Source organism: Heyndrickxia sporothermodurans (assembly GCF_003055045.1).
Taxonomy (GTDB): Bacteria; Bacillota; Bacilli; order Bacillales; family Bacillaceae_C; genus Heyndrickxia; species Heyndrickxia sporothermodurans.
In genome coordinates this window covers 13,119-38,196 of record NZ_NAZB01000069.1, presented here as the reverse complement: position 1 = coordinate 38,196, position 25,078 = coordinate 13,119, and the positions used below count along the sequence as shown (strand labels likewise).

The 25,078-nt window shown below is 35.4% G+C and carries 27 protein-coding genes and 2 pseudogenes; 2 read left to right on the top strand and 27 right to left on the bottom strand.

The genetic code is table 11. From position 1 onward, the window contains the following. Positions 1-111: 111 nt before the first annotated feature. From spoIVB to B5V89_RS18440, 24 genes are all read right to left on the bottom strand, one after another. Positions 112-1,404, bottom strand: a complete 1,293-nt coding sequence (gene spoIVB, locus B5V89_RS18555; protein WP_107920145.1) for a SpoIVB peptidase — start codon at positions 1,402-1,404, stop codon at positions 112-114. A gap of 140 nt (positions 1,405-1,544) precedes the next feature. Continuing rightward, positions 1,545-3,257, bottom strand: a complete 1,713-nt coding sequence (gene recN, locus B5V89_RS18550) for a DNA repair protein RecN (protein WP_066234511.1) — start codon at positions 3,255-3,257, stop codon at positions 1,545-1,547. 46 nt (positions 3,258-3,303) lie between these two features. Continuing rightward, entirely contained in the window at positions 3,304-3,753 is a 450-nt protein-coding gene (ahrC, locus tag B5V89_RS18545; RefSeq protein ID WP_066234507.1) for a transcriptional regulator AhrC/ArgR, read from the bottom strand. Between the two features lie 157 nt (positions 3,754-3,910). Further along, positions 3,911-4,753 carry a TlyA family RNA methyltransferase gene (locus tag B5V89_RS18540; protein ID WP_066234504.1) on the bottom strand — a complete coding sequence of 281 codons (843 nt, stop codon included), beginning with the start codon at positions 4,751-4,753 and terminating at the stop codon, positions 3,911-3,913. A 3-nt stretch (positions 4,754-4,756) separates the two neighbouring features. Further along, positions 4,757-6,646 carry a 1-deoxy-D-xylulose-5-phosphate synthase gene (gene dxs, locus B5V89_RS18535; protein ID WP_066234499.1) on the bottom strand — a complete coding sequence of 630 codons (1,890 nt, stop codon included), beginning with the start codon at positions 6,644-6,646 and terminating at the stop codon, positions 4,757-4,759. A 123-nt stretch (positions 6,647-6,769) separates the two neighbouring features. After that, a complete protein-coding gene (locus B5V89_RS18530) occupies positions 6,770-7,630 on the bottom strand; it encodes a polyprenyl synthetase family protein (protein WP_066234685.1) in 861 nt (286 codons plus the stop codon). Positions 7,631-7,659: 29 nt separating this feature from the next. After that, a complete protein-coding gene (gene xseB, locus B5V89_RS18525; RefSeq protein WP_066234496.1) occupies positions 7,660-7,884 on the bottom strand; it encodes an exodeoxyribonuclease VII small subunit in 225 nt (74 codons plus the stop codon). A 7-nt stretch (positions 7,885-7,891) separates the two neighbouring features. Further along, the gene (gene xseA / locus B5V89_RS18520) at positions 7,892-9,235 is read right to left on the bottom strand and encodes an exodeoxyribonuclease VII large subunit (protein WP_066234493.1); all 1,344 of its coding nucleotides are present in this window, start codon (positions 9,233-9,235) and stop codon (positions 7,892-7,894) included. Positions 9,236-9,346: 111 nt separating this feature from the next. Further along, positions 9,347-9,739, bottom strand: a complete 393-nt coding sequence (gene nusB / locus B5V89_RS18515) for a transcription antitermination factor NusB (RefSeq protein ID WP_066234490.1) — start codon at positions 9,737-9,739, stop codon at positions 9,347-9,349. A gap of 198 nt (positions 9,740-9,937) precedes the next feature. Then, entirely contained in the window at positions 9,938-10,351 is a 414-nt protein-coding gene (locus tag B5V89_RS18510; protein ID WP_107920149.1) for an Asp23/Gls24 family envelope stress response protein, read from the bottom strand. A gap of 26 nt (positions 10,352-10,377) precedes the next feature. Continuing rightward, complete coding sequence (gene accC, locus B5V89_RS18505) at positions 10,378-11,727, bottom strand: acetyl-CoA carboxylase biotin carboxylase subunit (RefSeq protein WP_066234482.1); 1,350 nt, start codon at positions 11,725-11,727, stop codon at positions 10,378-10,380. A gap of 13 nt (positions 11,728-11,740) precedes the next feature. Beyond that, positions 11,741-12,229, bottom strand: a complete 489-nt coding sequence (accB, locus tag B5V89_RS18500; RefSeq protein ID WP_066234478.1) for an acetyl-CoA carboxylase biotin carboxyl carrier protein — start codon at positions 12,227-12,229, stop codon at positions 11,741-11,743. A 236-nt stretch (positions 12,230-12,465) separates the two neighbouring features. After that, a complete protein-coding gene (locus tag B5V89_RS18495) occupies positions 12,466-13,008 on the bottom strand; it encodes a SpoIIIAH-like family protein (protein WP_066234474.1) in 543 nt (180 codons plus the stop codon). Between the two features lie 13 nt (positions 13,009-13,021). Further along, the gene (gene spoIIIAG, locus B5V89_RS18490) at positions 13,022-13,675 is read right to left on the bottom strand and encodes a stage III sporulation protein AG (protein ID WP_107920150.1); all 654 of its coding nucleotides are present in this window, start codon (positions 13,673-13,675) and stop codon (positions 13,022-13,024) included. Next, positions 13,672-14,295, bottom strand: a complete 624-nt coding sequence (gene spoIIIAF, locus B5V89_RS18485) for a stage III sporulation protein AF (RefSeq protein ID WP_108073424.1) — start codon at positions 14,293-14,295, stop codon at positions 13,672-13,674. The genes spoIIIAG and spoIIIAF overlap by 4 nt, the downstream gene beginning before the upstream one ends. Before the next feature lie 38 nt (positions 14,296-14,333). Next, positions 14,334-15,518, bottom strand: coding sequence for a stage III sporulation protein AE (gene spoIIIAE / locus B5V89_RS18480; protein WP_066234465.1), 1,185 nt, complete (start codon positions 15,516-15,518; stop codon positions 14,334-14,336). Positions 15,519-15,541: 23 nt separating this feature from the next. Beyond that, on the bottom strand, positions 15,542-15,928 hold the full coding sequence (spoIIIAD, locus tag B5V89_RS18475) for a stage III sporulation protein AD (protein WP_084347816.1): 387 nt from the start codon (positions 15,926-15,928) through the stop codon (positions 15,542-15,544). Between the two features lie 20 nt (positions 15,929-15,948). Then, positions 15,949-16,155: a stage III sporulation protein AC gene (spoIIIAC, locus tag B5V89_RS18470; RefSeq protein WP_066234458.1), complete on the bottom strand. Its 207-nt coding sequence runs from the start codon at positions 16,153-16,155 to the stop codon at positions 15,949-15,951. A gap of 12 nt (positions 16,156-16,167) precedes the next feature. After that, positions 16,168-16,683, bottom strand: a complete 516-nt coding sequence (gene spoIIIAB / locus B5V89_RS18465) for a stage III sporulation protein SpoIIIAB (RefSeq protein ID WP_066234456.1) — start codon at positions 16,681-16,683, stop codon at positions 16,168-16,170. After that, entirely contained in the window at positions 16,676-17,605 is a 930-nt protein-coding gene (gene spoIIIAA / locus B5V89_RS18460) for a stage III sporulation protein AA (RefSeq protein WP_066234453.1), read from the bottom strand. Before spoIIIAA ends, spoIIIAB begins: the two co-directional genes overlap by 8 nt. 159 nt (positions 17,606-17,764) lie before the next feature. Beyond that, positions 17,765-18,322 (bottom strand): elongation factor P, encoded by a 558-nt coding sequence (gene efp / locus B5V89_RS18455; protein ID WP_108073423.1) that lies wholly within the window; start codon positions 18,320-18,322, stop codon positions 17,765-17,767. 69 nt (positions 18,323-18,391) lie between these two features. Beyond that, positions 18,392-19,453: a M24 family metallopeptidase gene (locus tag B5V89_RS18450; RefSeq protein WP_066234448.1), complete on the bottom strand. Its 1,062-nt coding sequence runs from the start codon at positions 19,451-19,453 to the stop codon at positions 18,392-18,394. A 3-nt stretch (positions 19,454-19,456) separates the two neighbouring features. Continuing rightward, complete coding sequence (aroQ, locus tag B5V89_RS18445) at positions 19,457-19,903, bottom strand: type II 3-dehydroquinate dehydratase (RefSeq protein ID WP_108073430.1); 447 nt, start codon at positions 19,901-19,903, stop codon at positions 19,457-19,459. 73 nt (positions 19,904-19,976) lie between these two features. Next, complete coding sequence (locus B5V89_RS18440; protein WP_108073422.1) at positions 19,977-20,474, bottom strand: YqhR family membrane protein; 498 nt, start codon at positions 20,472-20,474, stop codon at positions 19,977-19,979. A gap of 182 nt (positions 20,475-20,656) precedes the next feature. Between B5V89_RS18440 and B5V89_RS18435 the strand changes: the two genes are divergently transcribed. Together B5V89_RS18435 and B5V89_RS18430 are read left to right on the top strand one after the other, a co-directional pair. After that, positions 20,657-21,553, top strand: coding sequence for a DUF1385 domain-containing protein (locus B5V89_RS18435; protein WP_235993013.1), 897 nt, complete (start codon positions 20,657-20,659; stop codon positions 21,551-21,553). Between the two features lie 137 nt (positions 21,554-21,690). Continuing rightward, a complete protein-coding gene (locus B5V89_RS18430; protein ID WP_066234435.1) occupies positions 21,691-22,044 on the top strand; it encodes an SA1362 family protein in 354 nt (117 codons plus the stop codon). 20 nt (positions 22,045-22,064) lie between these two features. On the opposite strand, the gene B5V89_RS18425 is transcribed toward B5V89_RS18430, so the two are convergent. From B5V89_RS18425 to B5V89_RS18415, 3 genes and pseudogenes are all read right to left on the bottom strand, one after another. Next, positions 22,065-22,955, bottom strand: coding sequence for a patatin-like phospholipase family protein (locus tag B5V89_RS18425; RefSeq protein WP_066234431.1), 891 nt, complete (start codon positions 22,953-22,955; stop codon positions 22,065-22,067). Between the two features lie 108 nt (positions 22,956-23,063). Continuing rightward, positions 23,064-24,179: pseudogene (locus B5V89_RS18420) on the bottom strand (vitamin B12-dependent ribonucleotide reductase); the annotation flags it as partial. Between the two features lie 183 nt (positions 24,180-24,362). Beyond that, a pseudogene (locus tag B5V89_RS18415) lies at positions 24,363-24,983 on the bottom strand (vitamin B12-dependent ribonucleotide reductase); the annotation flags it as partial. Positions 24,984-25,078 lie beyond the last annotated feature (95 nt).

Below are 25,078 nucleotides of genomic sequence, written 5' to 3'. Positions count from 1 at the left end.
GACCTCTTTCGATTTTTAATTATATATTTGTCGAATTATCTTTATTTTCATCATAACATATTTCATTCGTACTAAAAATGCAAAAAAGAAAGCTGAAGAGAAATTTCTCTATCAGCTTGCCTTTTCTTCATTTCTTTTTTGATAAATATTTATTCCCGCTTCTCGAAGCATCCATTCGATGTGAACGCCATATCCTGACGTTGGGTCATTAACAAATACATGAGTAACTGCTCCGATGATCTTTCCGTTTTGAATAATTGGACTACCACTCATTCCTTGAACAATTCCGCCTGTTTTCTTCAATAATTTGGGATCAGTAATTTTTATTATCATCCCTTTCGTTGCTGGAAACTTTTGAGGAATGGCATTTATTATCTCAATATCATATTCCTCTACTTTATTTCCTTCAACGACTGTCAAAATTTTTGCCGGACCTTCTTTTACTTGATAGGATAATGCGATTGGCATCGGTTTGTCATACTTTTCATTTTTTATTTTCTTATCTAACTTTCCAAATATCCCAAAGGAACTATTTCGTGTAATATCACCAATAACTTCATGGTCTGAAGAAAAGCGCGCAAGTTTCTCTCCGGGTTTTCCGTCACTGCCTTTTTCAATAGACGTTACTGTCGAATTTAATATTTGCCCTTTTTCGACCAAAATTGCTTTTTTCGTGTCCATGTCTGAGATAACATGGCCAAGTGCTCCATATTTTTTTGTTTTTGGATCGATAAAGGTCATTGTTCCAATTCCTGCGGCCGAGTCCCTAATATATAAGCCAAGTTTATACGTTTGTTCTGACTGATCCTTTTGTGGATTTAAAGAAGTATTTATTTTTTGCTGTTCTCTTTGGATGGTGATATTTAAAGGGGTCCCATCTTTGCCCGCTTTTTCTACTAATGGAGCTACATCTGACAGCTTTTCTATTTTTTCCCCATTAATTTGTGTAATAATATCCCCTACTTTAATTCCAGCCTTTTCTCCCGGTGAAATCTTGCCTGATTTTGTTTCGACAAGATGATGTCCTACTACTAAAACGCCAAGTGTATTTAATTTAACACCAATCGATTGTCCACCCGGAATTACCTTGAAATCCTTAATTACTTTTACATCCACTTTTTTTATTGGCAGTCCAGCTAATTCGAAAAATACTTCATCTTTTCCCGCAGAATTACCTTTTATGTCTAGTGATTTCTTTTGTGCAAACACGTCAATACTTTCGCCTTTGGATGTTACTTTAGCAGACACATTTGCCGCTTTCGCAATATTTAAAACGTCACCTTCAAATAATGTGATATCGGTTGGTATATGAAGATAATTTTGAAACGGTTTTGAAAATCCTATTAAACAAAGTGAAACAAGGAGAAACCCACCAATTACTTTTCTTAGATGATCCAATTTCAAAACTTTTCACTCTCCTCGCTTCTAGTCCACTTTTAAAGAGTAACCTTTTTATTTTTTTGGTTACAATTTTAATTTAGCCTTGATACGGCGGAAATATAACAAGGGATTAAGAAAAAAGCTACCCATTGATGGATAGCTTTTCAAGTGAATTTTTTTGCATAGGCAAGTTGTAGCAATTCTTGTGCATGTTCTATTGCTTTATCGGTTATTTCAACACCTGCAATCATGCGACTAACTTCATTAATTTTTTCTTCCAATTCAAGTGTTTTCACCTTTGTTCGTGTTCGTCCATCAATGGTTTCCTTCATGATAAACAAATGTGTATCTGCCATAGCTGCAACTTGCGGAAGATGGGAAATACATAAAACTTGTGAATGCTCTGAAACTTGATAAATTTTCTCTCCAATTGCTTGAGCAACCCTTCCACTTACACCGGTATCTACCTCATCGAAAATGATCGAAGTAATGCCTTGATGTTTTGAGAAAATCGTCTTCAACGCCAGCATCATTCTCGATAATTCACCGCCTGAAGCAACTTTATTTAATGGTTTTAAAGGCTCACCCGGATTTGTTGATATATAAAATTCAACTACATCCAAGCCATCTTTTCGAAATGGAAGATTTCCTTCATTTTTATAGTCCTCAGCTGATTGAAGGAACTTCACCTCAAATACTGTTTTATCCATATACAATTGCTTTAGTTCTTTATGGATTGCATTAATTAATTTTTTTGAGCATTTTTTTCTTAAATCACTAAGTTGTTTAGCTTCTAAATACAAGTCTTTCTCAAGTTGTGTTAATGTTATTTGTAATTTATCAATATGGCTTTCACGATTAATAATCGTTTCAATTTCTTCTTCTATTTTCGAACTATATTCCAATATATCTTCCAATGTGCCACCATATTTTCTTTTTAATTGGTTTATTTCGTTTAGGCGGCTTTCAATCTCATTTAACCGTTCAGGGTTAAACTCCAAGCTATCTAAATCATTGCGAATCGTACTTGCGGCATCTTCAAGGATATAAAAACAATTTGAAACAGATTCTAGTAGTGGCTTAAAATCAGGCTCAATTTCAGCAGCTGTTTCTAACTGACTCATAACCAGCCCTATCCAATCAATTCCTTTTTGTTCACCCTGCAATGCACCGTAACTCGTTTTCAATGAATCGAATAGCCGTTCAAAATTCATTAATTTTTTCTTTTCTTCCAAGAGAATGGTGTCTTCGTCTATTTGAAGATTTGCCTTTTGGATTTCTTGAAGTTGAAATTGAATAAGATCTAATCGGTGGGCCATTTGTTGTTCATTTTCACTTAATCCTTTAAGTTTTGAAACGATTTGCTCATATTGTTTGTATATTACACGATAATTATCAAGAGCAGTCTTAATCTCTTTACCCCCATATTGGTCAAGAAGCCTTAAATGATGGGTTTCATTCATTAATTCTTGGTGTTCGTGCTGGCCATGAATATCAATTAGTGTACTGCCAATTTCACGCAAAATTGAAATCGTCACTAATTTCCCATTAATTCTACAGACGCTTTTTCCGGAAACGGAAATATCACGATGAAGGATAATCATTCCTTCTTCAATGTCAATTCCAAATTCGTTTGCACGATTATAACATGGATGTGACTCGTCATTTAAGATAAAAAGTCCTTCTATTTCAGCTTTTTTTTCACCGTGACGAACGAATTCTGAAGAACCTCTTCCGCCAACTAATAAATTTACCGCATCAATGATAATCGATTTTCCTGCTCCGGTTTCTCCTGTTAATACCGTTAATCCTTTTTCTATAGACAAATAAAGTTCATCAATGATGGCAAAATTTTTGATCGATAATTCTTGTAACAAGGAAAACTTCACCCCATTTTTTCAATTACCCGTTTAATTCTTTGTTTTATAACATATCTAAAAAGCGTTGTGAAACCATTTCTGATTTTTCTTGGTCCTTGCAAATGATTAAACATGTATCATCTCCGCATAACGTACCAATAATTTCTTCCCATTCAAGAATATCAATTAAGGCGCCTAATGCATGGGCATTACCGGGTAATGTTTTTAAGACAATTAAATGGCCGGCAAAATCTATGCTGATAAAAGCATCTGTTAATGTTCTTTTTAATTTTTGCATTGGGTTAAAACGTTGATCTGCCGGCAGACTATATTTATATCTGCCATCCATAAGTGGTACTTTTACTAAATGTAATTCCTTTATATCACGAGAAATCGTTGCCTGTGTAACATTGAAACCAGCATTTTTTAAATGATCAACTAGTTCATCTTGAGTTTCAATGTCAAAATTTGCGATTATTTCTCTTATTTTAATGAGTCTTTGTCCTTTATTCATCCTCATCCACCTTTACAAAGTTACACTGACAGTTTCTTTAACAATAATACTGACATATCCCACCATGCTTTTTACTACAATGTTAGCTTATTTTTGTCAAAATGTACATAATTAACACGAATGGTGGCAAAAACACAAGAAAAAAGAACAGATCCTATTATTGATCTGATCTTCCTGTTAACTCGTTATGTGCTGCGTTTACTACATCTTTAATTGTAAAATCAAGCGCATTTGATCCATTTTCTTTTTTATTTGAACCAGTCCATTTTAAATGGATTAAAAATTCAATATTTCCTTCTCCTCCAGTTATTGGGGAAAAGGATAAATTTATTACATCATAGCCTTCGGTGAGGGATAGCTGGACAATTTTTTCAATAACGGATTCGTGAACCTTTTTATCCCTTACAATCCCTTTTTTTCCGACCTGATCTTTTCCAGCTTCAAATTGTGGTTTAATCAGGGCTATAACATCACTCGATGGAACCAATAATGTTTTTAAAACTGGTAAAATGAGCGATAAAGATATAAACGAAACATCAATTGTAGCAAAATTAGGCATTTCACGTACTAAATCTTTCGGAGTCACGTAACGAAAATTCGTTCTCTCCATAACGACTACTCGTTCATCCTGTCTAAGCTTCCAAGCTAATTGATTGTAACCAACATCTAGTGCATATGACATTTTCGCACCATTTTGCAAGGCACAATCTGTAAAGCCACCTGTAGATGCTCCAATATCTAATAAGATTTTATCTTTTACAGAAAGCTCGAAAACACGTAATGCCTTTTCAAGCTTTAATCCTCCCCGGCTTACATAGGGTATCATTTTCCCCTTAATCGTTAACGGAATATCCTCATTTACTTTCTCGCCGGGTTTATCGAGACGCTCTTCATTTGAGTAGACTAATCCCGCCATTATCGCACGTTTTGCTTTTTCTCTCGTTTCAATTAATCCTCTTTCAACTAAAAGAGTATCAATTCGTTGTTTTTTGCTTTTCATATGTCATGCCCTTTTTTGTATTTTAGGTGAAAAAGCTTGAATTCTTTTTACAACCTCTTCCTTTGTTAAACCAATTTCTCTAAGTAATTCATTGACACTTCCATGTTCAATAAATTTATCTGGAATACCCATACAATCAATTACATTTGTAAATCCGTGACTATGCGCAAATTCAAGTACAGCACTGCCAAATCCACCTTGTAACACAGCTTCTTCGATCGTTAAAATCGGCATATTTGTATCTAACAATTCTTTTAACATTTTTTCATCTAATGGTTTAATAAAACGTGCATTGATTACTTTGACGGAAAACCCTTGTTTTTGAAGGAGATTAGCCGCTTCAAGTGCCATAGGAATTGTTGTACCAAACGTCAAAATTGCTGCATCCTTTCCTTCACGGAGCGTTTCCCATGTCCCAATCGGTATCGTCCTTAATGTTTCATCCATTGGAACGCCATATCCATTTCCACGAGGAAATCTCATCGCAATTGGACCATCATTGTACTTAATCGCCGTATTAACCATATGTTGTCCTTCATTTTCATCTTTTGGCATCATAAGTACTATATTGGGAATATGACGAAGAAATGCAATATCGAACACACCTTGATGTGTTTCTCCATCTGCACCTACTAATCCCGCACGATCAATACCAATGAAAACATTAAGATTTTGCCGACATATATCATGTACGACTTGATCATATGCACGTTGTAAAAATGTAGAATAAATTGCTAAAAACGGTTTCATGTTCTGTGTGGCTAATCCAGCAGCTACAGTTGCAGCATGTTGTTCTGCAATTCCAACATCATACATACGATTAGGAAATTCTTCAGCAAATTTTTCAAGTTTAGATCCTACAGGCATTGCAGGTGTTATTGCGACAATCCGCTCATCTTTTTTAGCAAGTTTTAAAACTGTGTCACTTACAAGTTTACTCCATGCAGGTGGTGCATTTACCGGTTTAATTAAATCACCAGTTTCAATTTTGTATTGTCCAGTACCATGCCAAGTACCTATCGTATCGTTTTCAGCAGGCTTATATCCTTTACCTTTTTTCGTTATTACGTGTAATAGAATTGGCCCCTTCGTTTTCTTTGCATATTGTAATTGTTCAAATAGTGCTTCGAAATTGTGTCCATCTACAGGACCTAAATAAGTGAAGCCTAATTCCTCAAAAAACATTCCTGAGACAAGAAAATACTTCATACTATCTTTAAGCCTTTCAGCTGTAGCAGCGAGTTTTCCACCAACTGCAGGAATCTTTTTGAGCAAATTCTCAAGTTCGTCTTTCGCCCATTGATATTTATTTGCTGTACGGAGTCGTCCTAAAATATTATGCAAAGCACCTACATTAGGAGCGATGGACATTTCATTATCATTTAAAATAACAAGTAAATCCTTTTTTTCGTGTCCAATATGATTTAATGCTTCTAAGGCCATTCCGCCAGTCAAGGCACCATCCCCAATAATTGGAACTATAAATGACTTTTCACCTTTTAAATCTCGGGCAATAGCCATTCCCATTGCAGCGGATAGGGATGTGGAAGAGTGTCCTGTTTCCCACACATCATGCTCACTTTCACACATTTTCGGGAATCCGGATAACCCCTGATACTGCCTTAACGTAGAAAATTGATCTGCACGACCGGTTAATATTTTGTGAACATAAGATTGATGACCCACATCCCAAATAAATTTATCATTCGGACTATTAAAACATTTATGCAAGGCGATAGTTAATTCTACTACACCCAAATTAGGGCCAATATGCCCACCCGTTTTAGATAGATTTTCAATTAAAAAATGACGAATATCATTACTTAGTTCTTTTAACTGGTCAATATTCATATCTTTTAGAAAGGAAGGGTCCTTAATTGATAATAGATCCAAAATGGATCACTCACTTTCATTTCATAGATTTTACTGTTGATGTCTTGATTTTTATAATTGTAACGGATAGTTAGATTACTGTATTATAACATATTTTACTTACATACTCATTCTATACCTATTTTAATGATTTCTTACTACAATTAATTCAGCAAGTTCTTCTAAAAGCTTAGTATCAAGATTTAGATCCCGCAGCATATCTTTTGCAAGATTCGTATGATAATGGAGACGTTCCTTCGCACCATCTAACGTTAATAAGGATGGGTATGTGCTTTTCACATTTCCTTCATCGCTTCCCACCGGCTTACCAATGATTTCTTCTTTTCCTTCAATATCTAAAATATCATCACGGATTTGAAAGGCAAGGCCGATATTTTCTGCATATTTTTCTAACAAATCTATTTGTTCACTCGATGCACCTGCTATTATAGCACCTGCTACCGCACTGAATGTTAGAAGTTTACCGGTCTTATTTCTGTGAATATATTCTAATTCTTCTATTGATAATTCTTGTTTTTCACCAAGCATATCTGCAACTTGTCCACCAACCATGCCTTCAGGACCGGCAGCAATCGCCAGAAGTTCAATGATCTTTACCTTTTGTTCGCTCGTTAAAGTTGAATCCTGCGCAATCATTTGAAAGCTATATGTGAGTAGACCATCACCCGCTAAAATCGAATAGGCCTCACCAAATACTTTATGATTCGTTGGCTTTCCACGTCGTAGATCATCGTTATCCATCGCGGGTAAATCATCATGAATTAGTGAGTATGTATGAACCATTTCTAATGCACAAGCTGTTTTTATTCCATACTTCATTTCTTTTCCAAAGGCATGTAAGGTAGCTAAAAGCAATGTCGGACGGATTCGTTTACCACCTGCTTGAAGCGAATAAGCCATAGCATCCTTTATTTTTTGAGGAGCATGTAATTTCACAATAGCCTGAGAAAGTTCTGTTTCTAATCGTTCGTTCACTTTCTTCATAAATGATCTTAATTTATGTAAATCCAATTCTACTCCTCCTCTTTGATGATAAACTCCTCTTCTCCATTTTCAGTAATTACACTAGTTAATTGTTCTTCTACCATTTTTAATTTATCATGACAAAGCTTTGAAAGACCCATTCCTTTTTTATAGATTGTAAGTGCCTCCTCTAATGGAACGTCTCCTTCTTCTAACCGCTGGACAATTACTTCTAACTGTTCCATTGCTTCTTCAAAAGATAATTGCTTTTCCATTTTTCTCTCATCCCTTTTCAATGTTTTCAACCGAACAGATGATTTTCCCATCCGAAACCATTACTTGAATTTCTTCACCTTTAGAGGTTTGTTCGATGCTTTTTATAATTTCTTTTTCTGGAGTATATGCGAGGCTATATCCTCGTTCCATTACTTTAAGGGGACTTAAAGCCTCCAGTGCAGTAATTGCTTTTGAAAACTCTTGTTGTTTCGTTTGTAAAATTGCTTGCAAACGACTCCTTAATTCTTTATTTAACCGTACATGTTTTTCTTTTCCCCGCTCAAGTAACTGATGAGGCTGATTTCTTTGTAGTCTTTTCGCTAGTTGTTCATATCCTGTCATTTCGTGTTGCAACGTTTTGTTCATTTGCCGTGTCAATCGTTCCGTAAGGTGATCCATATACTCCATTTTTTGCTCATACAATCTGTTTGGGTTGCGAAAAACATAGGATCGTTTAATAAATTGCAGCCTTTTTCGTTGATGCTGAACGATTTCGGAAAATCCCCTAATTAGTCTTGATTTTCTATTTAATAATTTTTCCATAATTTCTTCGATATGCGGCACAGCTAATTCAGCGGCACCAGTTGGAGTTGGTGCACGTAGGTCAGCAACAAAATCTGCTATTGTGAAGTCTGTTTCATGTCCAACCGCAGATATAATAGGTATCTTTGAGTTAAAAATCGCTCGAGCAACAATTTCTTCATTAAATGCCCAAAGCTCTTCAATTGATCCCCCACCACGACCAACGATCAATACATCTATTTCTTTCATTTCATTCATTTTTTCAATCGCATTTGCAATCGATTTTGCTGCATTTTCACCTTGAACTAATGCAGGTATTAATTTGATTTTGCCGATCGGATATCGACGTTTTATCGTTGAAATGATGTCTCTAACGGCCGCACCGGTAGGAGAGGTAATAACACCAATATTTTTCGGGTATGGGGGTAATTTTCTTTTTCTTTCTAGCGCAAATAAGCCTTCCTGACTAAGTTTAGTTTTAAGTTGTTCATAGGCTAAATATAATTCACCAATTCCATCCGGCTGCATTTGCTTTACGTATAATTGATATTGCCCGCTACCTTCATACACGGTAATCTGACCCTGAATGAGAACGTTCATGCCATTTTCAGGTTTGAATTTCAATCCTTTATTTGATTTTGAAAACATCACTGCTAATATTCTAGCTTTGTCATCCTTTAATGTAAAATACATATGACCGCTAGAATGTTGCTTATAGTTAGAAATTTCACCTTTTACATGAATATCAACAAGATGTGGATCAACATCAAATTTTCTTTTTATATATTTTGTTAATGCATGGACTGTAAGATAGGGTTTTGTTGTCATTCAAAAACATCCTTAATCTCAAAAATTACGTTACAAAACAAAAGCTGCTTCCACGGAAGACAGCTTTTGTTTACATTATACAACTTAATCACCGTATTTACGAAGTTTAAATTACTTTTCGATCGAATCTTTTATTTTTGAAAGCACTCCATTAATAAATTTACTTGAACGTTCATCACCAAATCGCTTAGAGACCTCTAACGCTTCGTTAATCGCCACATTTGCTGGAACTTCGGGTACATAAACAAGTTCAAATACTCCAAGTCGTAAAATATTTAAATCTACTTTAGCTAAACGTTCGATTGTCCACTTTTCTAAATGGCGTGAAATGGTGTCGTCAATTTCTTTAATATGCCCACATGTTCCGTTTACCAAAGTGTTTAAGTATTCATCATTTTGTTCATCTCTTAAGATATTCTTAATTGCTTCTTCTGGAGCAGCCTCGTTTATATCTATTTGAAATAATGCTTGAAGTGCTTTTTCTCTAGCAGTTCTTCTTTTCATCTTTACATAAAACTCCTTTTAAACTAGTCATGAATAATATCATTATCGCCAGTTACATTGTAAAATTACACATTTCCTAAAAAGATAATATCACAAAAACAACTAAGAAAGCACATTTATCATGAGAAGATTGAATTTTAACATCGTTCAACAAATTAAAAAGGTAATCCAAAATAGATTTTGGATTACCTTTTCTAATTACATCATTTCTGATTCGAAATCCGTTTCAGGTTTTTGGGTTTCAAATTGAATCCCTACAATATGAATATTTATTTCTTTTGTTTCCAGTGCTGTCATATTCAATAATGCTTGCCTAATATTATCTTGTATCTTTTGCGCCACTGTTGGGATTGAAATGCCAAAGTTCATGGAGCAATATACATCAATAATAATTCCTTCATCCGTTAAGTCTACCTTTACGCCTTTTCCATGATTTTTCCTTCCGAGTTTTTCAGCAACACCCGAAGCGAAATTCCCACGCATCTGTGCGACACCCTCGACCTCAGAAGCGGCGATTCCAGCAATAACCTCGATAACTTCTGGTGCAATTTCAACTTTACCTAATCCATCGTGCCCATAATCCATTTCTAGCATTGAATTTGTCTCAACCATATGATTAAGCACCTCCGTACGATTAATTATTTCATTAGATCGTATATCTCTAAAAATTTTGTATTAAAGTCACCTTTAACAAAAGTCTCATGTTCTAATAATCTTAAATGAAAGGGAATTGTAGTGTGAACACCTTCAACTGCAAATTCACTTAAGGCTCGCTTCATTCTTGCAATGGCTTTTTCCCTCGTTGAGCCATACGATATTACTTTAGCAATCATCGAATCATAATATGGAGGGATCTCATAACCAGGATATGCAGCTGAATCAATTCGAATACCTAAACCACCTGGTGGTAAATACATTTCAATTTTTCCCGCTGATGGCATAAAATTTTTAGCAGGGTTTTCAGCATTTATTCTGCATTCAATTGCCCAACCGGAAAATGTTACATCTTCTTGTTTAATGGACAATGGCTTTCCAGAAGCAACAAGTATTTGTTCTTTAACTAGGTCAACACCTGTAACTAATTCAGTAACCGGATGTTCTACTTGAATTCGTGTATTCATTTCCATGAAATAGAAAATTTGATTACGATGATCATAAATAAATTCAATTGTTCCAGCGCCAGTATAATCTACTGCTTTCGCTGCTTTAACAGCTGCTTCACCCATTTTTTCACGTATTTCCGGAGTGAGTGCAGGTGAAGGCGACTCTTCTAGTAATTTTTGTAACCTTCTTTGTATTGTGCAATCCCTTTCACCTAAATGGATCACATTTCCATGTTGATCTGCCATCACTTGAATCTCAACATGTCGGAAGTCTTGAATATATTTTTCAATATAAACCCCTGGATTTCCAAAAGCTGTTGCTGCCTCTTGTTGAGTAATATTAATCCCTTTAATTAATTCGTCTTCATTGTTTGCAACGCGGATTCCTTTACCGCCGCCCCCTGCAGTCGCTTTTATAATGACTGGATAATCCATTGAATTAGCTAATTCAATCGCTTCTTCTATGTTGTTAATAATCCCATTGGACCCGGGAACAATCGGAACACCAGCTTCCTTCATTGTTTCTCTAGCAATATCCTTCGTTCCCATTTTAGAAATTGCTTCCGGACTTGGACCGATGAAGATAATATTGCATTCTCTGCATAATTCTGCAAAATCAGCATTTTCAGCAAGGAAACCATATCCTGGATGGATTGCATCGCATCCAGTTAATTTCGCAACACTTATAATATTTGTTACGTTTAAATAGCTGTCTTTTGATGATTTTGGACCTATGCAATAGGCTTCATCAGCTAATTGTACATGCAAAGCATCTTTATCAGCCTCCGAATAAACAGCCACTGCTTCGATTCCTAAATCACGACAAGCACGAATAATTCGAACGGCTATCTCACCGCGATTTGCGATTAACACTTTTTTTATCATTGAAGTTCTCTCCTTACTTAGACTTCACCAAGAATAAAGGTTGTCCATATTCAACAAGTTGACCATCCTTTACTAGAATTTCGACGATTTCTCCTTCAACTTCAGCTTCGATTTCATTAAATAGTTTCATTGCTTCGACGATACAAACAACAGTATCCGGTTGAACTTTTGAACCAACCTTTACATATACATCACTATCTGGTGAAGGTGATTGATAGAATGTACCAACCATTGGCGAAACAATTTTATGTAAATTTTCGTCAGCAGCCGCTTGTGGTTGAACTTGTTCAGCTTCTTTTTTCACTTCTGCTACAGCAGGTTGAGATACTGGTACTTGTGCGACTTGCTGAGTTGGAACGTTAGCAACAAGTGGTGTTTCAACTAGAGTTACTCCGGATTGTTTCTTCATTTTAATAATTGAACCATCATTTTCAATTTCAATTTCATCAATACTTGATTGATCAACAAGTTTGATTAATTCACGAATTTCTTGTATTTTCATATTGAATTACACCTCTTTTTGAATTTTTCAGCTATTACTATTATCCCGCTGAAAGTCTGACAATGTCAAACATCTAATAAAAAATTAGATTTTGGTAGCTTATGACTAGCTACTAATATCATACGATAATAGTTAGTCAAAATTCAATAACTGAATAGGAACAATCGAATATCCCCACGAATCAATCTCAAAAGAATTTAAAAAAGCCCCTTATCAATAAGGGACTTTCATGTATTTTAAGGTTGAAAATTTACGGCAACATTTTGTAAGCTACCTAATTGTTCAGTTACGAGTCGAACAATTTGGTTTGCCGCTTTTGTATCGTGTTCTTTTGCCTTCACCGTGATTTTCATATCATCTCCATCTGCATGAACTAAAACGTCCTCATATCCTTTTGATTTAATTAAGTTTTCCAAAACCTTTTCTGTTTGAGCTATTTCTGTTAATTTTTTCATTTCATCTACCGCTTTACTTCTTTCATCGGCAGATAAATCGGTTGAAGCTGCTTTTGCAGTTAAATCTTCTCTTAGTTTACTTCTAGCATCTTGAACTTGTAAGCGGATTTGTTCAAATACTTCATTATCTGCAGATTCAGTTACCACACTTTTATTTTTTCCTTTTTTAGTAGTGTCTTGATTCTTTGTTGCTTCTTTGCCATCTTTATTCTCAACTGCTGCCATATCCGATTGTTTTGGCTCGGAAGTGACATAATAGACTGATAAAACAACAACTAAGCTTAGCATTGTTAATAACCATACTGTTTGTTTTTTTAATAACATAGATAAATCCCCCTTAGCTTTTTTTAGGTTGAACAGATACACGGTGGCTCGGAACATCTAAAACTCTTGAAACTGCTTCAATAATGGTGCTTTTAATGAATATATTTTTCGCGCCATCTGCAATAACAAGAACGCCTCGAATAGCTGGTTTTTTTGTTTCAGTAATTATTGGTATTTCTTTATCTCCATCCCTAATTACAACGAGCTTTTCATCCTTCGATAAATCTTCAATTTTACGCTCACCACCATTTGGATCTGTTTCAGTTGTTGTTTGATTTTGGATGACTGTATTTTTCTCATACACTTTACTCTCAGTTGCTTCTAGATTCACAATCACCCGGACCTTTCCAACACCTGATATTTGTTCTAACGCATCCTTTAACTCAGTTTCAAATTGCATTTCATAATCTTTCATCGATTTATTCTGATTTTTATTACCAGAACCAAATGTTTCTACATCTTTTTGATTATTTGCCGCACTATAGACGGATGTGGATGTTTCCTTTTTCCCACTTTTCCATATATCACTGATGAGCATGAAAGCAATTCCACATACTAATACAATTAAAAAATATTGATACTTTTTACTTTTTTTACTTGGATCTTTTTCGTTTGTCTGAAATAGTTTTTCCTTAATCCAATCGACTGGACCTTTATTATTACTCATTCCGGTCTAGAACCCCCCTCTCCGTTATGGAGTTCAATTTGGTCGGGAGCTATTCCCCAGCGTTCGGATAACATAGATAATATGCTTTCATTTTCTCTACTTCCCATCCCTTCTTCCGGCTCTTCTTCACCAATGCTAATATTAACTGGTTTAATGATCGGAACGGAATCATCTTTCTTTTTTTCCGCGAGATAAACAATCACCTTTTCTATCGGATTTTCGTTTTCTGCAACCCGGTCTTTAGAATCTATCTTTATTTGTTGAATATCTTTGTCAAATCTGTCTATCAACTCCTCTTTAACATCATTTTTCATTTTTTCACCCACTTGTTTTAATGTATATTCAACTTGTCCTGCTTGTATTTCTTTTTTTTTCGATTCTATTAAATTTTCTACTTTGTTACTGTCTATTATTTTTTTGTTTGAAAACGATGCAACGACCTGATCGAAATCTTTTGCTACCACCTTTAGAAGAGGGGTTAGAATAATCGCAATTAACAACAGGCCGGTTACCATTTTTGTATACTTTTTCATTGCCGAGTTTGGTAGGAGCATATCCACAATCATTGCCAACAAGATAAATACAACAATATTCATAATCCATTCTGTAATAAAAGACAAAAACGTCACCCCTCCCTATTCATATATTTTTATTTAATCTAGCGCATCATGATTGTAATATTTCCGGCTGTAATAATAATGGTGATGCATAAAAAAAACATAAAAGCAACAATGGCTAATGCGGCAAAAACATAGACCATATTTTTGCTGATTGTATCAAGGCAACGAATGACCGGACCATTTCCAATTGGCTGTATAATTGCCGCTGTAAATTTAAACATAAATGCAAGTACCAAAATTTTGATTGCAGGAAATGCTGCAATAATAAGAACGATCGCCACCCCGGCAATTCCTAATGTGTTTTTCAATAATGCAGAAGCACTGATGACTGTGTCTGCAGCGTCCGTAAACATCCTTCCCACGACAGGAATAAAATTCCCGGTTACAAACTTTGCCGTTCTTATCGTAATTCCATCTGCAACTGCAGTTGCTGTTCCTTGAACGGAAATGACGCCTAAAAAGATAGTCATAAAGATTCCAAGTAACCCAATACTGCAGTTCCTTAATAATTGCGCTAATTGTGTCGCCTTATACTCTGATAACGTACTTACAATACTAAGAACAGTAGACAATAATAATAATGGTAAGACGATATATTGAACGAGTATACCGCTTGTATTCATGAGAAAGAGAATAACCGGATGAAAAAATGCCGCAGAAGTAACACCGCCTGAGGTTGATATTAATGCCAATAAAAGAGGAATAATTGCTACAATGAAGTTAATCATCATCGTTATGGCATTTTTGGCGTAATCAATTGCTACATGAAAACTATTTAAAGCTAAAATAATTATTACGATAAATACGATTGCATAAGCAACCTTACTTATTGTCCCCTGTTCAAATGCGTTATGAAGTGACTGAAGAAACATGCTAAAAATAGTTAAAATGATTAACGATCCTAGTAATTTACCATTGGCAATCAGTTCATGGAAAAAAAATTTTAAAATACCATGAAACCATTGATTTAGCGAAAAATCTTTATCACCTTTAATAAAGTCAATTAAGCTTCCTTTTTGACTATCCGGTAAATAACCGCCATATTCGTCGACGATTGTTTCCCAATACTGCTTTAATTCATTTACACCTAAATCGTCCATCTGTTTTTCAACAAGTTCATCTTGAATGGTCGTATTGTTTTCGCTCGAAGAGGCTGCATGAACGGTATCTTGTCCAATAAAAAAAATCAGTAGTATAGTGAAAATCGGGAACCATTGCCTCAAATTTTTTCACCTCATCACTCGGTCTATCCTTTCGGAACTAAATTAATTACAGTTTCAATTAAAACTGTCAAAATAGGTATGGCCATTGCTAAAATCAATATTTTCCCGGCAAGTTCTACCTTTGCTGCCATTGTTCCCTGTCCGGCATCTTTTGAAATATGTGATGCAAATTCCGCAATATACGCTATGCCAATGATTTTTAGGATGGTTTTTACATAGATTGTATTGACGTTCGCATTTGCAGCGATTCGTTCTACCATCTGTATAATCGCGTAAACTTGGTCGACTAAAAAGATGAATATCCCACATCCAACAAATAAAACTAATAAAAACGCAAAATTAGGTTTCTGTTCTTTTATAATTAATGCAAGAAAAGTTGTGATTAAGGCAATCCCTACTATTTTTAAGATTTCAATCCTTAATCCCTCCTCTAGCCTTGAAATAAGAATACTGACTTTATTTTTTGAAATAAATCATCGACGATTGAGGCTACTAAAAACAAAATATATAAAAAACCAAATAATGTAACCCACTGAGCGTATTCCTTTTTTCCAACTTGATCTAATATCGTGTGCAAAAATGCAACGACAATACCTACACCAGCTATTTTAAAGATTACATCTACGTCTATCCCCACAACCTATTCCTCCTACAAGAGCAAAATTACGATTAAAAGACCCGAAAGAAAACCTAAGCTTTTCATCATTTTTTCATATTTTTGTTGTTTATCACGTGCCTCCGACTCCTCACGTTCCAAATGTGTTAATGTGAGAATAATTTGTTTCTGTTCTGTTGCACGATCATGCTTACCTAGCGTTTCACCAAATTGAATAAGAATTTCGTATTCACTTTTTTTTAATGCAGTTATTTTCCAAATTTCTTGTAAGCTTTCTTCCCAAGCAATTTTAACCGTCGTTTCCATAGTCGTTAACTTTTGTGAGAATCTCTCAAAAATAATGGAGATTGGTTTAGGTAATTGTGCAGCTAATTTTCTAGATGCTTCATGTAAAGGTGTATGACCATACATGATTTCTGCTTCTAATGATTGTAATGCCGTTCGAAGCATCCTTAACTGCTTCGGTCTCTCACTTAAATGTCTTGAAAGTTCAAATCCTGCCCATGTTGTAGAAAGAATAATAAATATAGCTCCAATCACACTAACCACTCATAACACCAGCTTTAAATTTCTTTTCATCACCATTTGCATTAAGAAACTTTTTAATAGTTCCGGGACCATTTTTCCTGGAAAGTTCAAGGTAATTTTCAAATACATGCTGGTCCAAAATATCCCTTAATATAGGCCGTTTTTTGATCTCTTCAAACGAGTTTCCATGTGTAGTCATAATCAATGTAATTCCCGCATTAATCGCTTCCATAATCGCGATACTATCTTCTTCTCTGCCTATTTCATCCACGATAAGAACGTCCGGACTCATCGAACGAATAAGCATCATCATCCCTTCAGCTTTCGGACATGCGTCCAAAATGTCAATCCTCGGACCAAAGGTTAATTGAGGAATCCCTCGCACACAACCGGCGATTTCGGAGCGCTCATCGACTATTCCCACCTTTAAAGGTGGAATCCCTTTTTCTTTACTTCCTGTTGAAATAACTCTAGCAATATCCCGTAACAAAGTTGTTTTTCCTGTTTGCGGGGCGCCGATGATCATCGTATGTTTCCATTTTCCTTGATATAGAAATGGAAGAAATGGTTCAGAAATACCGATTTTTTCTCTTGCAATTCTAAAATTAAAAGATGCTAAATTTCTAATTGCTTTCACTGATCCATTTTCTAGAATGACCTTTCCTGCTAATCCAACCCGATGGCCGCCGGGGATTGTAATATAACCTTTTTGTAATTCCTCTTCTAATGTATAAAACGAATAATTAGCTAACTTGTTAATTAACTGTTCCGCATCTTGCTCTGAAACAAGATATGGGAGGAAGTATGGCTTCCCTCTAGTCGAAACCTCAAGAGGTCGGTTAATTCGAATTCTTATTTCCTCCATTGTATTTAAAATGGGAGCTGGCAATTCGCGGATTTTTTCTGAAATTTGTTTTGGCAAGAATGCAAGTATATTTTCCAACGTTCGTTCCTCCTTATGTTGCTGCTTTAATAAGTTTTAAAATGCTTGTACTCCCGATATTAATATGTATTCATCCTACTTGGGAGTATGACTAAAAGACATAAAAAAAAGCTGTTCAAAAGGGTTATATGTAACCTTTTGAACAGCTTTGCACTCCTATTATGCACGTGATACGTAAGAGCCATCTGTTGTATTAATGATTAATTTATCTCCTTCGTTAACAAAGAAAGGAACTTGTACAATTAAACCAGTTTCAACTTTAGCCGGTTTCGAACCGCCTGATGCAGTATCTCCCTTAATTCCCGGTTCTGTTTCAGTTACGGTAAGTTCAACTGTGTTTGGAAGTTCAATCCCAAGTGTTTCTCCTTGATACATCATAATGTGTACTTCCATGTTTTCTTTAAGAAACTTCAATTCATAATCAATTGCTGCAGAACTTAATTCAATTTGTTCGTATGATTCATTGTCCATAAAAACGTGTTGATCACCGTTTGCATAAAGATATTGCATTCTGCGATTATCAATTTGTGCTTTCCCTACTTTTTCACCGGCACGGAATGTTTTTTCTTGAATGGCACCGGTTCTTAAGTTACGTAATTTAGAACGAACAAACGCTGCTCCCTTACCAGGCTTAACATGTTGAAAGTCCATTACTCTCCATATTCCACCATCTACTTCGATTGTTAAACCAGTTCGAAAATCATTAACTGATATCATGTTGTTTCTTCCTCCTATTTATTCAGAATTAAGGAATCAATCCTTAATATACTGAGGTTCAAAATCATATTAAAGAATAATTAAGTCTTTTGTTGAATGAGTTAGTTTTTCATTCGAATCCTCTGTTATTAATGTGTCATCTTCGATACGAACTCCACCAATACCTGGTAAATAAATACCAGGTTCAACAGTCACAACCATGCCAGGTCGTAGGACAATATCAGATCTTACTGATAACGCAGGTCCTTCATGAACTTCTAAACCAATTCCATGTCCGAGAGAATGACCAAAATATTCACCGTAGCCTCTTTCAGAAATATAATTTCTTGCGATGGCATCAGCTTCAATACCTGTCATTCCTGGTTTAATGTTTTCCATCGCAAGCAATTGTGATTCTAAAACAACATCGTAAATTTCTTTCAACTTGTCTGATGGTTTCCCCACTGCGACCGTACGAGTAATATCAGAAACATATCCTTTATGAAGTGCACCGTAATCTAAAGTAACGAAATCACCTTTTTCAATCACCTTATCGGAGGCAACTCCATGCGGAAGTGCTGATCTTGTTCCAGAAGCAACAATTGTATTGAAGGATGAAGAAGTTGCACCTGCTTTTCTCATGAAAAACTCAAGTTCATTGGATACTTCAAGCTCAGTAACACCAGGCTTAATATAATCTAATATATGTTTAAATGCAGCATCAGCAATGTCGGCTGCTTCCTTTAATATCTTAATCTCTGATTCGGTCTTAATCAAGCGTAAATTTTCAATTAAACTTGAAACTGGAACTAATTCTACAGAAAAAGATTTTTCATACAGAATATAGTCGGAATAATTCACGTAGTCTTGTTCGAATCCAAGTTTTTTAATTCCTAAAGCAGTAAGCTGCTGTGCAATTTCCTCATGGACAATTCCTTTGTGCTGAATAATTTCAAAATCTTGTGCTTGTTTTGCAGCTTGTTCTACATAACGAAAATCGGTAATAAAAAGTGCTTTTGTTTCTGAAATTAGCACGACACCTGCTGTTCCCGTAAAATTAGTCATGTATCGCCGATTATATGGACTTGTTATTAAAATCCCATCAATCCCTTGTTTAGAAAATTGATTGCGCAAGTTCTCTAATTTTTGCATTGTTTACTCTCCCTTGCCTATGTATTCTACTAATGCTTTTAACGCTAATTCATAACCAAATAGTCCTAATCCGACAATTTGTCCAGCTGTCACCGGTGAAATGACGGATACCCTGCGGAATTCCTCGCGATTATGTACATTTGAAATATGCACTTCAATGACAGGTACATCAATCGAAGCAATCGCATCACGAATCGCGTAACTATAGTGGGTAAATGCGCCGGGATTGAAAATAACCCCTAAAAAGTTCCCATTACTTGTTTCATGCAATTTGTCAATAAGTTCACCCTCATGGTTGGATTGCATTGAAACGACTTCTACATTATATTCTTTTTCCAATTCACTAAAGCGCTCATATAAAGTTTTTAGCGAATTCTTTCCATACACATCCGGTTCTCTTTTACCTAATAAATTTAAATTAGGTCCATTTAATAATAAGATTTTCATAATCAAACGCACCTTTAAAAATGGTATTTGTAGAAATTGTTAAGAATTTTCTACACAACACATTTTATCATAAAAATTATCGCTTCAATTCATTTTCTTTAAAATATTTTAGTTCATTATGTTCATAGGAAATCGAGTACCCAATAAAAAGACCATATAAAATGTACACACATGCAGCGGCAATTAAAGTATTTATATCAATTTGAAAAAATGGTTTCATACTTGGAAATATTGGGTTTAAGATCATAAAAACAACTAAAAATAGAACGAAACCATAACCGATACCGACCCACATTGTATTTAATTTTTTTAATAGAATATAATACACTAACGCTACACCGATCGAGATAATTCCGTACAAAATGATTGTAAGAATAATCCCTATCCAGCTTTCTCGCCATGTTCCTACTGTAAATGGCTCTAATAAAATATTTGGTTCAATTGTCGAAAAGTTAAAATAGTAACATAAATAACCAATTAAGCTCCAAAATATTCCCCCAACAAACCCGGTTGTGACAGTCATTAATAGAAAAGACATTTTTGGAAATTCTACTTCATCTTTATGATTTGACATAATGCACCCCCAATTACATGTACTATTTATAGAATAACCACAAGTAATGGTGCTAGTCGTAATTTTGTTTTTTTAGTAAAATAAACTTAATAAGTCTTGCATTCAAAGAAATGGTTGGTGAAAAATTAGTGGAAAGTCAAAAAAAGCCCTCATATGGTGGGCAAGCTGTAATAGAAGGAGTTATGTTTGGTGGGAAGAGCCAAACTGTAACTGCGATCCGTCGTAAAGATCATACAATAGATTATTTTTATTTACCGAGGAAATCACACCCCACATTGCAAAAGCTTAAAAAAATTCCCTTTTTAAGAGGGATTATTGCGATACTTGAAGCGAGTGCAAATGGTTCCCAACATTTAAATTTTTCGAGTGAACGGTATGATCAAGATCCTGAAAATGATCAATATATTGAAGAAGAAAAAGTTTCTAAAACGACGATGATTATAGGTGTTGCTACACTTGGCGTTCTATCATTTATTTTTGGGAAATTTGTGTTTACTCTTGTACCGGCAATACTCGCATCATTCACAAAGCCAATCTTTTCAAGTGATGTGGCTCAAGTACTAATTGAAGGATTAATAAAGCTAATCCTTTTATTGGCCTATATTTACTTTGTATCGTTAACGCCTCTTATTAAACGTGTGTTTCAATATCATGGTGCGGAGCATAAAGTCATCAATACATTCGAAAATAATTTAGAACTTACCATTGAAAATGTCCAATCACAATCAAGACTTCATTATCGATGTGGAAGCAGTTTTATTCTTTTTACAGTAATCATTGGCGTTTTTATTTATATGTTAGTACCAACAAATCCACTATGGTTACGCTTAGTCGATCGGATTGCATTAATACCCGTTGTATTAGGAATTTCTTTTGAAGTTCTGCAATTTACAAATAAGTTAAGAGAGATACCCGTTCTCCGTTATTTAGGATACCCTGGTCTATGGCTACAGTTACTTACAACAAAAGAACCTACTGATGATCAAGTAGAAGTGGCCATTGCATCTTTTAATGAGCTTTTGAAACTGGAAGAAAATCAAACAACGTCTAAAGAGGATTCACAGTCTTTGCAAATGTAACATGAAGCATTTCAAGCCTAAACTTTATCCAAGTCTTTATTTGCATGTTTGAAAAGATATAAATATGTGAAAAAAATGGTATAAAAGGATGAATTTACGGACAAAATGCTTATGATGCTCGTAAGGAGGTGGCTTTCTTGGTTGCAAAAAAATGGTTGATCGGACTAGTTTTTCTGCTTGCATTAATTGGGCTTGGATCAAATGTAATTCAACAGCCCGGAGCATTATTTAAACAATTACTTATTTGGGCTGTTATTATTTGTTGTATTTATCTAATTTATCGATTATGGTCAGGGAAACGTCCTTCTCATCAAAATAAAAGGGCTTTTCTAAAAGCCGCACGACGATCGAAAAAACGAATAAAAAATCGACAAGCTACTGCTAGTACGCAGATTAATGCTTTGAAAAAGCCAATACGAAAAAAGTCTCAAGCAAAATTAACTGTAATTGAAGGAAAAAAAGGCAAAAAGAAAAATCGAGCGATATACTAAACTCGATTATTCTCAATTGATCAGTATGTCCACGTTTTTAAAAATTCCTTAGTTTTCATTCGCCCTAACTTGATGAGGGCGTCTTTTTTTTCTTCGGATATTTGAAAGTCTGTCGAAACATAGTTTTCCGCAGAAATAAAAACAATATCCTTTTCATGTTTTCTTGATATATATCTAGAATCATGCGCTTCCTTCATCGTTTCAAATAATGCATTGAATAATTGTATTCCGTTTTTTATCATATGTTTTGGATGCTCTTTTAAATCATAACTTAACGATACGCCAACAACTGGCCGCTTTTTTTTCGTTTCATTATTAACGAAAATCCACATTGGAAAATTGCTTAAAACACCACCATCAACGATGACACTTATTCCTTCTAAACTTTTCAACTTCACTGGTTCAAAAAAATATGGAATGCTACAGCTCATTCGGATTGCTCTAGCGACAGGAAAACTATCAATCGGTATACCGTACTGAACAAGATCATCGGGAAGAACAAGCAGACGGCCATTGCTTAAATCAGACGCAACAACTTTTAAGGAATCTTTCGGTAAATCTGCAAACGTATATATCCCTTTTGCACCTAACATCTCTCGTAACCAATCTTCCAACGCTTTCCCTCTATACAGGCCTAAGCGCCAATACAGAAAAATCCATTTTGAAATTTGTTTTGGAATAGGCATCCATGTTTTCCATGAATCCAATAAACTTTCATATGGCACCTGTGAAAAAAGATTTTTCATCTCTTGACTAGAGTAACCAGCTGCAATGAAACCGGCTATAATTGACCCAGCACTTGTCCCTGCTACACGATTAAATGTAAAGCCTTGTGATTCTAATTCTTCATAAGCACCGATTAGTGCTAAACCTTTTATGCCACCTCCTGAAAACACTCCATCTATATCCATGTTCGCATCTCCTTTGGTGTCGATCCTCATGTTATATTTTTAAGATGGTGTTTAAGAAAATAGAACAAAAAAAGAAAAAGAGATAGGCTTTTGCCTATCTCCCATTACTTATAATCCACATTTTAATTGTGCATTACAGTTTTCACATGTATTACAGCCACCAATTTCTTTAACTTTCCCCTTACGGCAAACAGGACATGTATTGCCAATTTCCGAACCAATTGTTACACTCGTTGAGCGCAAATCCTGAATCGTATCAACTATTACAACTGTTTGTTTATCCTTTATTGGCTCAATGCTATTTTCGACTTGATTTTCTTCGGCTTTTAAAGTTAATACTTGTGAATCACGGCTTCCATCAACATATACTGTGCCGCCTTTAGCTCCACCTTTATATAGACGTTCATATACTTTTTGGACCTGTTCAACAGCATAACCCCGCGGTGCATTTACTGTTTTAGAAATTGAGCTGTCAATCCAGCGTTGAATAATACATTGCACATCAGCATGTGCTTCTGGTCGTAATTCCATTGCTGTCACAAACCAATTTGGCAATTGATCAGCATTTACATCTGGATTTGTCTTTAAATACTCTTCGACAATTTCCGCCTTTACTTCAATAAATCTACCTAGTCGACCACTTCTGTAATAAGTAAATGAGAAATATGGTTCTAGGCCAGTTGAACATCCAATCATCGTACCAGTCGATCCAGTTGGAGCAACAGTTAGCAAATGAGAATTTCTAATACCGTTTTCTAATATCGATTGACGAATGTCCTCAGGCATTTTTTTCATAAATCCAGTTCGGATAAACGCTTCTCGTAAACGAATTGTTTCTTCATCAGTCTCCCCTTGTAAAAATGGGAAGCTTCCTTTTTCCTTTGCTAATTCGATGGATGTACGATAAGCTGTTGTCGCGATCGTTTCCATTACTTTATCAACCAATTGGTTGCCTTCTTCTGAACCATATTCTTTCTCACAATAGATCAGTAAGTCTGCAAGACCCATGACACCAAGACCAACTCGACGCTCGCCAAGCGCCTGCTTTTTATTTTCGTCTAAGAAATAAGGTGTAGCGTTTATAACGTTATCCTGCATGCGGACGCCGACTGCTACTGTTTTCATTAACTTTTCAAAATTAACCGTTTTATTTACCTTATCCGCCATCTCAGCAAGGTTCACTGCTGCAAGGTTGCAGACGGAAAATGGTGCGAGAGGTTGCTCCATATCTCGCTCTCTTATTTCTAAGAGGATCGGACTATCGCTTACAGTATAATAGTATAATATACTGGCTCAACCGCTTTAGTCTCTCAGGCTGGCATTACCCTTGCCCCCTGTTGCCCTCAGCATAACCTGTTAGGGTTCCAAGTCAATTAGGTCGAGTTTTTAACGTGAGGCAAGCAATTTACCACACGGATTTGTAGCAACAACTTGTTGACCATATGCTTTAGCATTTGTCATATCGTTGGCATTATCGATGAAGAAAATTCCTGGTTCTGCTGAGTAGGTGGCGCATATATTGATTAAGTTCCAAAGTTCTTTTGCCTTAATTTTTTTGTAGACGCGCACTTTATATCCAAGTTTTTCCCACTCACGGACATCTCCGATTTTGTGCCATTTCTCATTATAAATATTCATTTCCTCTTCATTATAATGTTCAACATAAGGGAAACGAAGTTCATACTCTCCATCATTTTCAACTGCTTCCATAAATTCCTTTGTTAGGCAAACAGAAATGTTTGCACCCGTTAAGAACTCTGGATTATGGACTGTGTAATTGCCACCAACAGCTAATTTCTCTTCAGCTTCAGCAATGATATTTTCACTAAAGCCACCATACCCAGGAATATTTTTATAGTTTATAATTCCTTGATATATAGCAATTTCTTGCATTGTTAAAGGTGTAAACTTCAATTTGTCTTTCGCTAGTTTTTTAATCGTTTCATCTTTTGTATTTTCAATTAAAAATCGCAAAATTCTTGGATTTTGCATCTTTGAAATAATAAATTCTATGATATCCGGATGCCACGTATTTTACCGTCCTTTTCAGGATATTTACTCTGCTTTTGCAAAACGGACTAGACTATATCATCACCCTCAGCATGATCTGTTAGGGGCCGGGC